Annotated in this window: 14 protein-coding genes; 13 read left to right on the top strand and 1 reads right to left on the bottom strand. The window is 45.6% G+C overall.

Annotation, left to right across the window (positions count from 1 at the left end; translation table 11 throughout):
* The first annotated feature begins 8 nt into the window (after nucleotides 1-8).
* From AB1S56_RS17255 to AB1S56_RS17235, 5 genes are read left to right on the top strand one after another with little or no spacing between them, the layout of a single operon-like run.
* Nucleotides 9-920, top strand: a complete 912-nt coding sequence (locus AB1S56_RS17255) for a glycosyltransferase family 2 protein (protein WP_340868516.1) — start codon at nucleotides 9-11, stop codon at nucleotides 918-920.
* A gap of 31 nt (nucleotides 921-951) precedes the next feature.
* Entirely contained in the window at nucleotides 952-2,025 is a 1,074-nt protein-coding gene (locus AB1S56_RS17250; RefSeq protein ID WP_340868515.1) for an EpsG family protein, read from the top strand.
* 30 nt (nucleotides 2,026-2,055) lie between these two features.
* Entirely contained in the window at nucleotides 2,056-2,796 is a 741-nt protein-coding gene (locus tag AB1S56_RS17245; protein WP_340868157.1) for a glycosyltransferase, read from the top strand.
* Between the two features lie 42 nt (nucleotides 2,797-2,838).
* A complete protein-coding gene (locus AB1S56_RS17240; RefSeq protein ID WP_340868514.1) occupies nucleotides 2,839-3,453 on the top strand; it encodes a sugar transferase in 615 nt (204 codons plus the stop codon).
* A complete protein-coding gene (locus tag AB1S56_RS17235; RefSeq protein ID WP_340868156.1) occupies nucleotides 3,453-4,664 on the top strand; it encodes an aminotransferase class I/II-fold pyridoxal phosphate-dependent enzyme in 1,212 nt (403 codons plus the stop codon). Before AB1S56_RS17240 ends, AB1S56_RS17235 begins: the two co-directional genes overlap by 1 nt.
* A gap of 18 nt (nucleotides 4,665-4,682) precedes the next feature.
* On the opposite strand, the gene AB1S56_RS17230 is transcribed toward AB1S56_RS17235, so the two are convergent.
* A complete protein-coding gene (locus AB1S56_RS17230) occupies nucleotides 4,683-5,339 on the bottom strand; it encodes an acetyltransferase (protein ID WP_340868154.1) in 657 nt (218 codons plus the stop codon).
* 160 nt (nucleotides 5,340-5,499) lie between these two features.
* Here AB1S56_RS17230 and AB1S56_RS17225 point away from each other — a divergent pair, with 160 nt between their 5' ends.
* The 8 genes from AB1S56_RS17225 to AB1S56_RS17190 are packed head-to-tail and all read left to right on the top strand — an operon-like array spanning nucleotide 5,500 to nucleotide 14,289.
* Nucleotides 5,500-6,681 carry a nucleotidyltransferase family protein gene (locus AB1S56_RS17225; protein ID WP_340868153.1) on the top strand — a complete coding sequence of 394 codons (1,182 nt, stop codon included), beginning with the start codon at nucleotides 5,500-5,502 and terminating at the stop codon, nucleotides 6,679-6,681.
* Nucleotides 6,682-6,706: 25 nt separating this feature from the next.
* The gene (locus AB1S56_RS17220; RefSeq protein WP_340868512.1) at nucleotides 6,707-7,927 is read left to right on the top strand and encodes a glycosyltransferase; all 1,221 of its coding nucleotides are present in this window, start codon (nucleotides 6,707-6,709) and stop codon (nucleotides 7,925-7,927) included.
* Nucleotides 7,924-8,973 carry a glycosyltransferase gene (locus AB1S56_RS17215; RefSeq protein ID WP_340868152.1) on the top strand — a complete coding sequence of 350 codons (1,050 nt, stop codon included), beginning with the start codon at nucleotides 7,924-7,926 and terminating at the stop codon, nucleotides 8,971-8,973. Before AB1S56_RS17220 ends, AB1S56_RS17215 begins: the two co-directional genes overlap by 4 nt.
* Entirely contained in the window at nucleotides 8,970-10,127 is a 1,158-nt protein-coding gene (locus tag AB1S56_RS17210) for a polysaccharide pyruvyl transferase family protein (RefSeq protein ID WP_340868151.1), read from the top strand. Before AB1S56_RS17215 ends, AB1S56_RS17210 begins: the two co-directional genes overlap by 4 nt.
* 7 nt (nucleotides 10,128-10,134) lie before the next feature.
* Nucleotides 10,135-11,328: a glycosyltransferase gene (locus AB1S56_RS17205; RefSeq protein WP_340868149.1), complete on the top strand. Its 1,194-nt coding sequence runs from the start codon at nucleotides 10,135-10,137 to the stop codon at nucleotides 11,326-11,328.
* A 13-nt stretch (nucleotides 11,329-11,341) separates the two neighbouring features.
* Nucleotides 11,342-12,526, top strand: coding sequence for a glycosyltransferase (locus AB1S56_RS17200; RefSeq protein WP_340868148.1), 1,185 nt, complete (start codon nucleotides 11,342-11,344; stop codon nucleotides 12,524-12,526).
* 16 nt (nucleotides 12,527-12,542) lie between these two features.
* The gene (locus AB1S56_RS17195; RefSeq protein WP_340868147.1) at nucleotides 12,543-13,802 is read left to right on the top strand and encodes a glycoside hydrolase family 88 protein; all 1,260 of its coding nucleotides are present in this window, start codon (nucleotides 12,543-12,545) and stop codon (nucleotides 13,800-13,802) included.
* A complete protein-coding gene (locus tag AB1S56_RS17190; protein WP_340868146.1) occupies nucleotides 13,729-14,289 on the top strand; it encodes an acyltransferase in 561 nt (186 codons plus the stop codon). Before AB1S56_RS17195 ends, AB1S56_RS17190 begins: the two co-directional genes overlap by 74 nt.
* Nucleotides 14,290-14,300 lie beyond the last annotated feature (11 nt).

Below are 14,300 nucleotides of genomic sequence, written 5' to 3'. Positions count from 1 at the left end.
ATTGAATGATGAACCCAAATAAACCAGTACTAACGGTATTTACACCTACGTTCAATCGCGCTTATACGCTTCATCTATGTTATGAAAGCTTGAAGAGGCAGAGTTGCAAATCCTTTAAATGGCTGATTATTGATGATGGCTCAAGTGATGGAACAGAAGAAATGGTACGAGCTTGGATCGCGGAAGCTGACTTCGCCATTGAATATATATACCAAAATAACCAAGGCATGCATGGCGCACATAACACGGCATACGAACGGATTAACACTGAACTGAATGTTTGTATCGATTCCGACGACTATATGGCAGATGAGGCAGTTGAAAAGATCATTTCTTTCTGGCAGGCTCACGGAAGTAGTCAATATGCCGGCATTGTGGGGCTGGATGCTGCTCCTGATGGCCGTATTATCGGTACACAGCTTCCTGGCGGCGTAATGAGCTCGACCCTGACGGATCTGTATGCCAAGCATCGAGTAACAGGAGACAAAAAGCTGGTCTACCGTACAGAGCTTACTAGTGGTTGTCCCCCCTATCCTGTATATGACGGAGAGAAATATTGTCCTCTGTCGTACAAATACATATTAATTGATCAGCAATACCCGTTATTGCTTATGAACGAAGTGTTGTGTCACGTAGAGTACAGGGAAGACGGATCGAGTCTCAATATTGTCAAGCAATACCTTCGTAATCCAAGAGGTTTCTCCTTCTTCCGGAAGACAGCCATGAAATACGCTCCTACCTTTAAAGAACGTTATCGTGAAGCTATTCATTACGTTTCAAGCAGCTTGATGCTTCGCAACCGCAGACTCATCCAGGAGTCACCTCGGAAATGGACGACATTGGCAGCATTGCCGCTTGGCCTCTTGTTATATATTTACATTAATCGTACCAAGAGAAATACCGTCATGAAGTCCGGATAACTAAGAGGACTTGATGGAAAGGACTTTAATGATGGAGATGATATGGTTCACCCTTTTGGTTGTTTTTATGAATGCTGCATTGGCAAGATATTTTTCAATTGCAACGGAGAGAGGTCCACTTCCGATAATTCCTAACAAAATATATATTGCGTTTGCGGCATTGTGTCTGGTCCTTGTGGCAGGTTTGCGGAATAACATCGGAGACACCTATCTATATATGCATAGTTATGTTGTAGACGATTTTTCTTGGGCAGCAGTTCTGCAGAAGGACGATATTGGATTTAATTTGTTCCAGATGCTGTTGAAGCAAGTGAGTGATGATCCTCAAATCATGATCTTCATAACTGCATTTCTTACCAACTTACTGATTATTATTGTGTTCTATCAATACTCTAGGTTGGTAGAGTTAAGCTTATTCGCATATATTACGACAGGCGCATTCATTGTATCCATGAACGGAATTCGTCAATATTTAGCAGCTGCCATAGTATTTGCAGCAACAAAAGCGCTAGTCGAAGGTAAGTGGAAAATATATTTTCCAGTCGTTATTTTCGCTTCTTTCTTCCATCAAAGTGCACTTATATTGCTACCTATTTATTTTATGGTACGGCGGAAAGCATGGACCTTAACATCAACCATACTGTTAGGCATTTCTATATTAATAGTTGTGGGATTCAATTACTTCTCTACGATGCTTTTCAGCGTTATTGAGAACACACAATATGCTGAATACCAGAACTTTCAAGAAGGCGGAGCAAATATTTTACGTGTACTCATCTATGCACTCCCCATTCTAATCGCTTATTTGGGACGAGTGAAACTGCAGGCGATATTCCCACAAAGCGATGTATTTGTAAATCTATCGATAGTCGGAGCCATTATTATGATCATTTCAACACAAAATTGGATTTTTGCAAGACTGGGCATTTATTTTACTCTTTATCAGCTTGTTCTCATGGGCTGGATTGTGAAGTTATTTCGGGAAAAGGATCAGCGATTTGTTTACTTAATATTTATTTGCTTTTACTTTCTATATTTCTTTTACGAAAACGTCATTATTTTAGATATTCGCTACAGCAGCGATTACATCAAATGGCCATTCTAAGCATGACATGTATTGAGGGGGAGAGCATGGATGTCGCAGGATAAGATTCCAAGGATCATCCACTATTGCTGGTTCGGCAGGGGAGAGAAGCCGAAGCTGATGGTGAATTGCATCAAGAGCTGGAGCAGGCATCTGCCGGATTATGAGCTCATGGAATGGAACGAGGATAACTTCGATATTAGCTGCAGCAGGTATGTCAGCGAGGCCTATGCAGCGCGCAAATTTGCTTTCGTCAGCGATTATGTCAGGCTTCATGCGTTGTATCATCACGGTGGAATCTATATGGATACCGATGTAGAGGTGCTGAGATCGTTAAATCCTTTGCTGCAGCATGAGGCATTCACAGGGTTCGAGGACGAACAGTTTCTTCAATCCGGGACGATGGGAGCGATGCCCCAGCATCCATGGATCGCTATGCTGTTGAAGGATTACGAGGGCCGGGCATTCAAGAGGCTGGATGGCACATATGATACAACAACCAATACGGCCGTGATATCCCGATTGTGCGAGAGCGAGGGGCTTGTATTAAATGGCCAGCAGCAGATGCTCAGCAGCGGGGTCATGTTTTATCCAAGGCAATATTTTAGTCCATACGATTACATTAACGGCGGCAATTATATTACGAGCGAAAGCTATACGATCCATCACTTTGCCCAGTCGTGGCTGCCTCTGCATGTGCGAATGAAAAGCAATGTGAAGAGAGCGGCCAGCAGAGTCGTTGGACCGAAGGTGATTGCCACCATGCGCAAGCTGCTTGCACCACATTCTTAAGCCATTTATAGATAAATAGAGGATATGGGAGAGGAAATTATGCTGAAACGTTTGTTTGATGTAACTGTCGCATTACTTCTGCTTATTCTGACATCTCCGATTATCATCATTGTGTATCTCCTGGTGAGTCTTAAGCTGGGAACTCCCGTTCTCTTCAAGCAGCAGAGGCCTGGCCTTCATGGGGTCCCCTTCTACTTGTACAAATTCCGTACGATGACCGATGAGCGCGACGCAAGCGGGGAGCTGCTGTCTGATCAGCTTCGGCTTACTCCCTTCGGTATGTGGCTTCGCAAGACCAGTCTCGATGAGCTTCCACAGCTGTTCAATGTCATTCGAGGCGATATTAGTCTTGTCGGCCCTCGTCCTCTATTAATGGATTATCTGCGGCTCTACACAGAAGAGCAAGCGAAGCGGCATCAGGTAAGACCCGGCATCACGGGCTGGGCGCAGGTTAATGGCAGGAATGCCGTGTCCTGGGAGGATCGATTCCTGAGGGACGTCTGGTATGTGGAGAATCAAAGCTTCCTGTTGGATTTGAAAATATTGTTTATGACGATTAAAAAAGTGGTCACCTCGGACGGTGTAAGCAACGGAGCACATCTAACAATGCCCGTGTTCGAAGGTTCGGCCCGCAACCAGGAAGGGGTTGGTTCGTAATGACTGCACAACAAGCGACTGCACAACAAGCCCAATTGCACAAAATCTATTTATCCCCGCCTCACATGAGCGGCAACGAGCAGCACTATCTGAATGAGGCATTCCACAGTAATTGGATCGCTCCGGTTGGACCGCATGTAGACGCCTTTGAAAGTGAGCTTGCGGCTTATACAGGGGCAAAGGGCGCAGCAGCGGTGAGCTCTGGAACGGCAGCCATTCATCTGGCGCTGCAGCTTCTGGGTGTGGGTGAAGGAGACACGGTATTCTGCCAAAGCTTCACCTTTGTTGCGACAGCCAATCCTATTCGCTATCTGGGCGCGGACCCCGTCTTCATTGATTCTGAGCCTGGCACTTGGAATATGTCGCCACTAGCGCTGCGACGTGCGCTAGCTGAAGCAGCCGCTGCTCATTCGCTGCCAAAGGCTGTTCTTGTTGTACATCTGTATGGCGGAATGGCTGACATGGAGGAAATAATGGCGGTCTGTAACCAATATGGTGTTCCACTCATTGAGGATGCCGCAGAATCTCTCGGCTCTACCTATCGGGGGCGGCAGAGCGGCACCTTCGGGCAATTCGGAATTTTCTCCTTTAATGGCAACAAGATCATTACGACCTCCGGTGGAGGCATGCTTATATCCGATGATACAGAAGCTCTTGGCAGAGCAAGATTTCTGGCGACGCAGGGCAGAGATAATGCCAGACATTATCAGCATAGCCAAATGGGCTACAATTATCGGATGAGCAATCTGCTGGCAGGTGTTGGCAGAGCGCAGTTGGAGGTATTAAATGAGAGAGTAGCGGCAAGAAGGAGCGTATTCCGCCGTTATGAGGAGACCCTGGGCGGTTACGCAGAGCTTGCGTTCATGCCAGAGCTTCCAGGAACAAGCTCGAATCGTTGGCTGACGGCCTTGACGATCCAATGTGCTGAGGCTGAACAGCTGCGCGACAGTCTGCTTATAGAGCTGGAGCTGGCTAACATAGAAGCCAGGCCGTTATGGAAGCCGCTGCATCTGCAGCCTCTGTTCCAAGGCACCAAGTTCTATTCGCATTCGCTCGATGGCAGAGCAGTATGCGAGGACTTGTTCCACAGAGGACTATGTCTGCCATCGGGTTCAGCGCTGAAGGTGGAAGATCAGCAAAGGGTGATTGAGGTTATTCAATCGGTCATAGATGCTGCTGCCTACTCGCCGCAATCCCTGATCGTATCATAAACGGAGCTTGATTCCGTCCTACAAGTAGCGTTCGCCGGGTATCCTCGACCTAATTGCCTTGGCAGGCGCGCCGAATGCTACCGTGCGGGAGGGAATGGAGCGAATCACGACAGAGCCGGCTCCAATGACAGAATGCTCGCCAATCGTAATTCCGTGTATGAGGGAAGCGCCGATTGCAATAGCGGAAAAGTCGCCAACCGTTACGTTACCGCCGCACACCGCCCTTGGAGCCCAGCTGACGAACTGGCCAACCTGGCTGTCGTGATCGATAGAAGCGCCGGGATAGAGGATGCCGTGTTCACCGATTAGGGCGTCACTGCCTAATACGGCATTCGCCATGATGACGGAGCCTGCGCCTATGCGGGCTCCTCTTGCTATGCAGGCGGCAGGATGTATGGCGCTAATGAAGGGAATTCGCGGAGCAATGGCTTGTATCTTCTCCGCTATTCTGCCTCTTAGCCAGTTATCGCCGATCGCAATGATCATTCCTTCTACATGCGCCGCATGCTCAGCCAGCCACTGCTCACTGCCTAATATTTCATATCCATATACATGAGAGCCTGCCGGCTTGCCTCCGTCCAGTAGTCCAACAATTTGGTATTCGCCTTGCTTCTCCACCGTATCGATTAAGCACTTGGCATGGCCGCCTGCTCCGAATACAATAATTGATTTCAACCTCGTGTGGCCCCCTCTGTTCGGAATAAGGAACAGCTTCTATTCTAGCATACAGTCTTGACAGAACAAAATCGGGATGATACTCTTGAGTTGTGTTCGTTTTATAGAACGAAAAATCATTTTTGTTCGTTATTTGCTAATGCGAATAAAGGAGATCGTCATGAGTGATGTAAGCTTCCATATTGGAGAATTCTCGCAGGAACTGCGCCTGATGCTTGCCATGCTGGAGATGGAGGATGGAGCGGAGCTCACCTTCGAGCAATGGGAATTACTGCAAGAGATTGACTGGCATACTTTTATCGACTTGACGAGACATCATCGTGTGTTCCCAACCATTCATCTCAAGCTCCAGGAGCTGAAGACCCCACATATCCCATTGTTTGTGTCCGGGATGTTCCAGAGGGACTATTATCGGAATACGCTGCAGATGCTGGCATTAAGCGGAGAGATGGAGCAGCTGTCGAGCCGTTTCGCGAATGAGGATATTCGGGCTTTATTCCTGAAGGGACCGGTTATTGCAGCCGACCTGTACGGCGATGTTTCTCTGCGCACCTCCTGTGATCTGGATCTGCTTGTTCCCATGGAGCAGCTGAACAAGGCGGAGGAGCTGCTTGTCAGCCTAGGCTATATGAAGGATGAATATATTGCGACTGTACTCAATGATTGGAAGTGGCGGCATCATCATATCACGTTCCATCATCCCGCCAAGGGTATCAAAGTGGAGGTGCATTGGCGGCTTAATCCCGCGCCATCCAAGGAGCCAACCTTCGATGAGCTGTGGAGCCGCAAACGCAAGAGCTCACTGATCAGCCGTCCCATCTACTACTTGGGCAGAGAGGATTTGTTTATGTTCCTGGTCTCCCATGGTGCTAGGCACGGCTGGTCCAGACTTCGCTGGCTTCTCGATATTAAGAAGCTGATGAATCAGCGGATAGACTGGACTAGGCTCACGCAGCTGCTGAAGAAGCATCACTACCACAATATCGGAGGGCAGGCCTTGTTCCTAGCGGCGAAGCTGCTGGCCGCTCCACTCAAGGAGGAGATGCGTCCGCTCCTGGCTTCGAGAAAGGCGGAATGGCTTGCCGAAGACACAATGTTCTACATCCAGAGAATGGTTAATCTTCATTCGCCGCCATTGCCGAAGGATGTCGAGCGTTATCATCGCCAGTATCTGTTCGCCCTGATGTCGAAACGGCAGAAGCTGCAGCATATTGCCAGCTTCCTCTATCCCTATCCGGAGGATGCTAAGACGCTTCCGCTTCCCAAACGGCTTCATTTTCTTTATTTTCCGCTTAGGCCGTTGTTATGGGCGTGGCGCAAAACTAAAAGAATTCCTGCTTGAAAGCAGACTTATAAGGGAGATCGGAATGAAAAAGTTATTTATTGCCTCCTTCGATATGGAGGTAGGGGGCGTTGAAAGAAGTCTGGCAGGTATGCTGAATGAGTTCGATTACAACAATTATTCGGTAGATCTCTTACTTTACCGTCAACAAGGGGATTTCTTATCCTTACTGCCTAAGCGTGCCCGCTTGCTTCAAGAAGTGCCGGAGTATGCTACCTTCCGCTATTCGATTAGAGAGGTGATTAGGCGAGGATTTTATGCCATGGGAATAATCAGATTGCTCTCCAAGCTGGCTTCAATCGTCTATGGTAGGCAGAGAGGAGTCCTCGAAACGGGATATATACAACAGCAGCTGATGTGGAAATATGCGTTGCCCTTTCTCCCCAAGATCGAACACGAATATGACGTCGCAATCAGTTATTTGTGGCCTCATTACCTGGTCGCAGAGAAAGTAACGGCAAAGCGTAAAATAGCTTGGATCCATACGGATTATTCTACGGTGGAAACGGATGTGCCGATGGACCTTCGTATGTGGGAGTCATTCGATACCATTATTGCTGTGTCAGATGCATGCAGAGACTCATTCCTCGCCAAGTATGGAGCTCTAGCAGACCGTGTGCTGGTTATTGAAAATATACTATCTCCAGAGAGCATTCAAGCACAAGCTGCGATCACTGATGGAGATAATCCTATGCTAAAGGACAATCGATTCAAGTTGCTAACAGTCGCTAGATTGTCGCATGCCAAAGGCATTGATCAAGCTGTTCATGCTATGAAGCTCCTGAAGGAGCGAGGATATGATGAGATGGTATGGTATGTGGTGGGCTATGGAGGCGACGAGACAGAGATTCGAAGATTGATTGCGGAGAACGGCTTGCAGTCGCAATTCGTGCTGCTTGGCAAACAAACGAATCCATATCCATTTATGAAGGCATGTGATCTTTACGTGCAGCCCTCCCGCTATGAGGGTAAGGCGGTTACCGTCACTGAAGCGCAAATTTTAGGGAAACCTGTCATGATTACGAACTATACGACGGCTGCCAGCCAAGTCCAGCACAGAGTTGATGGCTATATTGCAGAGCTGTCGATTGAAGGCATTGCTGCCGGGATTGAAACGCTCTATATCAATGAAGACATCAGGCGACAATTGGAGAGATATTGCGGCAGCCGGCCCTTTCACAATCAAGATGAGCTCAAGAAGCTATATAGGCTCTTAGGCTCAGACGGAAGGACGTATGCGTCGTGATCAAAGTGAGTGTAATTATACCGGTCTACAATGCTGCAACGTATTTGCCCAGATGTATTGAGTCACTGATCGCTCAAACTCTTCCGGATTGTGAGTTCATATTTGTAAATGACGGCTCCCTTGATCATAGTGCAACTATTGTTCAGAAGTATCAACGGATAGATCACCGTATCAAGCTTATCACTCAGCCTAATCAGGGTGTAAGTATAGCTAGAAATTCGGGGCTCCGCTTGGCTATTGGAGAATATATTGGCTTTGTTGATGCAGACGATTATGTGGAGCGGGACATGTATGAGAGATTGTACCAGACAGCCTCTGAGCGAGACTGTGATGCGGTATGGTCTCATTTGCTTAGTGAGCTTGAGGGTAATCTTGTTATAACCAAGTCACCACTGCCAACAGGAGTAGATCTTAACAGAGAGGACATTCTCCATACTGTCTTGCCTTTATTCTTAAAAACGGAGGAGCTGAATTCGGTATGTAATAAGCTCTACCGCAGCTCATTACTATTTGAAAATAATATCAATTTCCCTCAAGGTGTCGCACTGGGTGAAGACGGGATGTTTAATATGCAGTTTTTGAGCCTTGCGCAGCGCATCCAGTACCTGGATTACAGCGGATATCTTTATTGTGAAGCAATAGGGAGTGCAACCCGCAACGCGTCAGGCAAGGACTACTTCGCACGATCTCTAGAGGTATATAGACTCGAACCCCCCTCCATCTATTCCGAGCTCTTAAGCAGAGAAGAGATTGATAGGCTGAAGAGTCATAAGTTGATACATAGCGTCATGTCTAATATCCATATCTACTTGGACCCCAGCAATGGATTGGATAGGGAAACGAGATTATGTTATGTCAAGAGAATGGTTAATCATCCAGAGGTTCAACGAGCATTGCCGTATTATATGAAGGAGCATAGATCGAGCCGTAGCCATTATGACAAAACTATTTTGCTGTTTATTCAGTACAGGATTGTGTGGGGTCTCTATCTGGTAACAGGCTACAGTAGATTAAGAAATAGAATGAATCGGAGGATTACGGCATGAAAATATTAATGTTCGCCCATGATGGCAGTTTGAATCGAGGATGTGAGGCTATCGTACGTTCTTCTGCCTCACTCTTAAAAGAGAAAATAGAAGAAACCCAAGTATACTTAGCCTCTGGGAAGCCAGAGACGGATAAAGTAATTCCTCTACTGGATGCTATCTACGATGGCTCAGCTATGCCAATCCATCGTTTCTCCATGGATTGGTTCATTTCCTCTCTGCGAGTTAAGCTGTTCCGCGATGAATCTTATGCATTAGGGCGTATTCATCAGAACATTATTAAACATATTGATGATGTGGACGTATGCTTGTCCATCGGAGGAGACAACTATTGTTACGGCGAGCAGCCGGGCTGGTATGAGATTGATCGCAGAGTGAAGGCGAAAGGTAAGAAGCTGGTGCTGTGGGGCTGCTCCATTGGCGAGGAGGATATGTCGGAGCAGAAGCTGGAAGATTTGCGGAGCTTCAATCTCATCTTAACTCGCGAGACTCTGACTTATGACATGTTGGTTAGAAAAGGACTTAATAATGTTAAGTTAGTGGCTGACCCCGCTTTCACAATGGAGAAGGAAGAGTTGCCTCTTCCAGAAGGATGGCAGGAAGGGAATACAATTGGTCTGAACTATAGTCCTCTTGTGTGGAAAAAAAATCCTGATTCAAAATTAGCGGTCATTCGCCTTATTCAATATATTATCGATTCAACGGATATGACAATCGCGATGACACCACATGTTATCGATCATGGCAATAACGATTATGAAACCTTGAAAGAATTATTTGATACATTCCGACATACCGGCAGAGTCCTATTGCTGCCCGACAATCTCACGGCTACACAATATAAAGGCTATATTGCAAGAATGCGATTCTTCATCGGAGCGAGGACGCATGCAACGATTGCCGCATATTCCAACTGTGTGCCAACGATGGTACTAGGATACAGCGTCAAATCCAAAGGCATTGCCAAAGACTTGTTCGGTGAAGTGAAGCTGGTACTGGATATCAATCAATTATCTGATTCCAAGGTGATGCTGAGTGCATTCCGTGAAATGGTAAGCGAGGAAGACAGCATTCGCCAACGCTTACGTGAAGTAATACCATCTATTCAATCCATGTCACGCCAAGCGGCCCAGTACATTAAAGAGTTGGGTTGAGGTGACTATGAGGAAAAACTTGTTGTTCGTGATGCCAAGCTTGTCTGCCGGGGGCGGGGAGAGAAGTCTTATTAATCTGCTTTCTCATATCGATTATGAGAAGTATAACGTGGATTTATTCTTATTCAGTCACAGGGGGCTGTTCTATGAACTTCTTCCTCAGCAAGTAAATGTACTGCCCCTTCCCCCTCATTATGTGATGTTCAGTAACCTATTGCCCGTATCTATTGGGAGTTTTATTGCGGAAGGAAAGCCTGTTCTTGCCTTGAATCGCTTATTGTATGCAATAAGTAACCGTTCCTATCAGAATGTTGCGAGGAGTGAGCAAGCAAGCTGGCGTTATCTTGCACCTTCAATTGATCCAATTCCTGAAACCTATGATGTTGCTATTGGTTACTTAGAGAAGACATCTATCTATTTCTGTATCGATAAGGTCACAGCAAAAAAGAAAATAGGATGGGTTCATACAGATTATGACAAAATGGGAATGGATCCTGAATATGATCGCAAGTATTTTCAACAGCTGGATCATATTGTAACGGTTTCAGACGAGTGTGCGAATGTCCTGAAGGTGCGCTTCCCAGAGCAAACATCAAAAGTGCAAATTATTCATAATATTGTTTCGCCATTTTTGATCCGAGAAATGGCGAGCTTAGAGAAGCATGATATTTATAATAGAAAGACCGATGAGATTATGATTCTATCTATCGGTAGATTACACTCAGACAAAAACTTTGAGTTAGCCATCTCTGCTTGTAAAGAATTGGTGGACAGAGGCTTTAAAGTTCAGTGGCACATCATTGGCGAAGGTGAAGACCGGGACAAATTGCAAAAGCAAATAAATGAGCTGGAGATTAATCATTGCTTTCACTTATTAGGCCTTAAATCAAATCCTTATCCTTATCTGCAGCAGGCAGATATTTATGTTCAAACCTCCCGCTTTGAAGGGAAATCGATAGCGATTGATGAAGCCAAGATATTAAATAAGCCTATCGTAATCACGAACTTTAGCACAGCTCAGGATCACATTGCGGATGGAATAGAAGGCATCATTGCAAATATGACGCCATCAGAAGTGGCTGGAGCAATCGGCAAAATAATAGAAAATCATCAGCTCAGAGAGCGTTTTAGAGAACACTTGTCAACTATGGAGTTTGGAACTGAATCGGAAATTAATAAACTTTACCAATTAATTGGTTAGGGGAAATGTAAGGATGAAGAAGTTGCTTTTTGTAATGAATCATTTGCACTGCGGGGGAGCCGAGAAAGCACTAATCTCTCTTCTCCAGACCATTGATTATTCCCGTTATGAAGTGGACCTCCTACTATTTGAGAGAGGGGGGATTTTCTATGATCAGATCCCTCAACAAGTTAACCTATTAGAAGCGCCAAAGGTATATCGTTACTTCGACATGCCAATTATGAATGCTTTGTTGGAGTGCCTCAGAGAAAAGAAAATTGGAATAGCGATTGCTAGAATAGGAGCAGGGCTAATTAGCCGGCTTGAGAAAAACGCTGCGAGGCGAGAACAGAGGGTATGGAGATATTTGGGGTATGGCATGCCTAAGCTTACCGAAAGCTATGATGCAGCGATAGGCTATCTGGAGAAAAATCCCGTTTATTTCTGTATTGATAAAGTGAATTCTCGACTGAAATTGGGGTTTATACATAATGATTATGTTCAATTAGGCATGGATCAACAATTGGATCGGAAGCATTTTGATAAACTGAACTATTTGATGACCGTCTCCAAGGAATGTGGGATCGTATTGGAGAGAACATTTCCAGAATACCTTGACAAAGTAAAAATTATGCACAATATTGTATCACCCTCAACCATTACAGAATTATCCCTCCAAACAAGTCCTACGCTTCCGAATCGTCCCCGGATTGCAATCATATCAGTCGGCAGATTAACCCCACAGAAGGGCTTTGACATGGCAATTCCAGCTTGTAGAGACTTATTGAACAAAGGAATGGATATTGCATGGTACGTAATTGGAGAAGGGGAGGAACGTTCGCGGCTGGAAAGTATGATTGAACAGTTTGGTTTAAAGGATCGTTTTATTCTATTAGGGATAAAGGAAAACCCCTATCCTTACGTGAGACAAGCGGACATCTATGTGCAACCATCACGCTTTGAAGGGAAATCAATAGCCGTTGATGAGGCTAAAATATTAGGCAAGCCTATTGTAGTCACTAACTTTAGTACAGCTGCGGACCAAATTTTCCACGAGATTAACGGGCTAGTGGTAGAGATGAATGCTGAAGGCATATCGGCCGGGATTGAGAGATTCGTTCTGGATCACTCTCTGAGATTGAAATGTATGAACGCACTTCAAGAGGAGCCTCTCGGAACAGAGCAGGAAATAGAGAAGCTGTACGAGCTATTGGCTTAATTACGGGGGGAACGAGATGCTGATCTGGATAGCAGGTTTATTAATAATTGCGATGCTTAGCGTAGTGGCTATTGATATAGGATTGGTTTCCCGGGAGTGGTTCGGCCGTATTCGAATCGGCAGATTCCATCAAACGCTGGAGTGGAACGAGGCCATTACGGTAGCGGGAATCAAATGGTTGAATCATACTCCTACAATTAAGTTAACCGATCAATCCAGACTGGTCGTCATTGATATGCTTAGGGGTAATTATAAGAGAAACGCAATACAGCACTGGCAGGAAGCGGCACTGCTGTTAGGGCTGTCTGAATATCTGAGATATAATGACAACCCATCTATGGTCAATGAAATTCAAAAGTACATGCAAAAGCACTTTCATACAAATGGCGCTTGGAAACAAAAACCGCAGTTCATTGATGTGGGTATTCTGGCCTTCAGCCTTATGAAGCTGCCTGTCATTGAAGAATCACGTTATAAACCAGCGCTTGACGAGGTTTGGAGCCTGATTCAATCTCATATTGGCAAGGATGGAACGGTAGCTTATCGTAAGCATATGGAGCATTATCGATATGTGGATACAATCGGATTTATTTGTCCTTTTCTGATTCGATATGGACTGAGGTTCGGCAAGAAGGAATGTGTCGCACTGGCTGTTAAACAGCTTGAGCAATACGAAAAGTTTGGCATGCTTGAGAAGCTCTACCTGCCAGGACATGCGTATCATATCGACACAGGTGCTCCAGCGGGTCTGTACGGGTGGGGAAGAGGTCTTGGATGGTATGCAATAGGGCTGATTGATTCTTGGATGGAGTTGCCTGATCATCATGAATATAAGCACACCTTGGAAACTATGGTGCGTAAGTTTTCGAAGACGGTTATACAGTACCAGCATCCTTCTGGCTATTGGACCTGGTCAGTCAGCCGTTACGAATCCAGAGCCGATTCATCTACAACGGCAACGCTTGCCTGGTTTCTTGAGCAGGCATCGAATATTCCTGAACTGCATAAAGTCTGCAGGGAAGGCGTACAAAAAGCAAAGGATTATCTGCTCAAAGTGACGCGTCGCAACGGAGCGGTTGATTTCTCCCAAGGGGATACCAAGGATTTAGGTGTCTACTCTATGCATTTCAGCATATTGCCATTCACGCAGGGATTTGCCATTCGGCTGGCAAACGCAAATAGAAAGCATGAGGTGTCGCGAAATGGGAAGGAAGATGTGGAGCTTCATTCGGGCAAGATTCAGGAAGTGGCTGTTAGAGGAAAAGTGGCTAGATGATTACATCAAGTTGGGCATGAAAGTTGGAGAAGGATGCTCTATACAACCTGGTGTCATATTTGATTATTCTCATTGTTGGTTAATCGAAATAGGACATCGGGTGACTATAGCTCCTGAGGCTTATATACTAGCTCATGATGCAAGTAGTAAATTTGCGGTAGGCCATACAAAGATAGGAAGGGTAATCTTGGATAATGATGTATTCATTGGAGCTAGAGCTATAATTATGCCTGGTGTTACGGTAGGAAAAGGCGCTATTGTAGCAGCTGGCAGCATAGTTACAAAATCCGTATCACCTGGTTCAATCGTTGCAGGTAACCCTGCAACACAAATAAGTAATACAAAAGACTATACAGAAAAGCTATTGCTTCAAATGCTAGATTCTCCAACATTCGATTACTCATATTTACTTACTCAAAATTTATCTGCTGAGAAGAAGGAAGAGATGATTACCAAGCTCACAGAGAAATCAGGTTTTATTGTCTAAGTCAATCTAGT

It is taken from the genome of Paenibacillus sp. PL2-23 (assembly GCF_040834005.1).
Classification (GTDB): domain Bacteria; phylum Bacillota; class Bacilli; order Paenibacillales; family Paenibacillaceae; genus Pristimantibacillus.
Note: the sequence above shows the minus strand (reverse complement) of the source record. Positions and strands in the feature narration are given on the sequence as shown.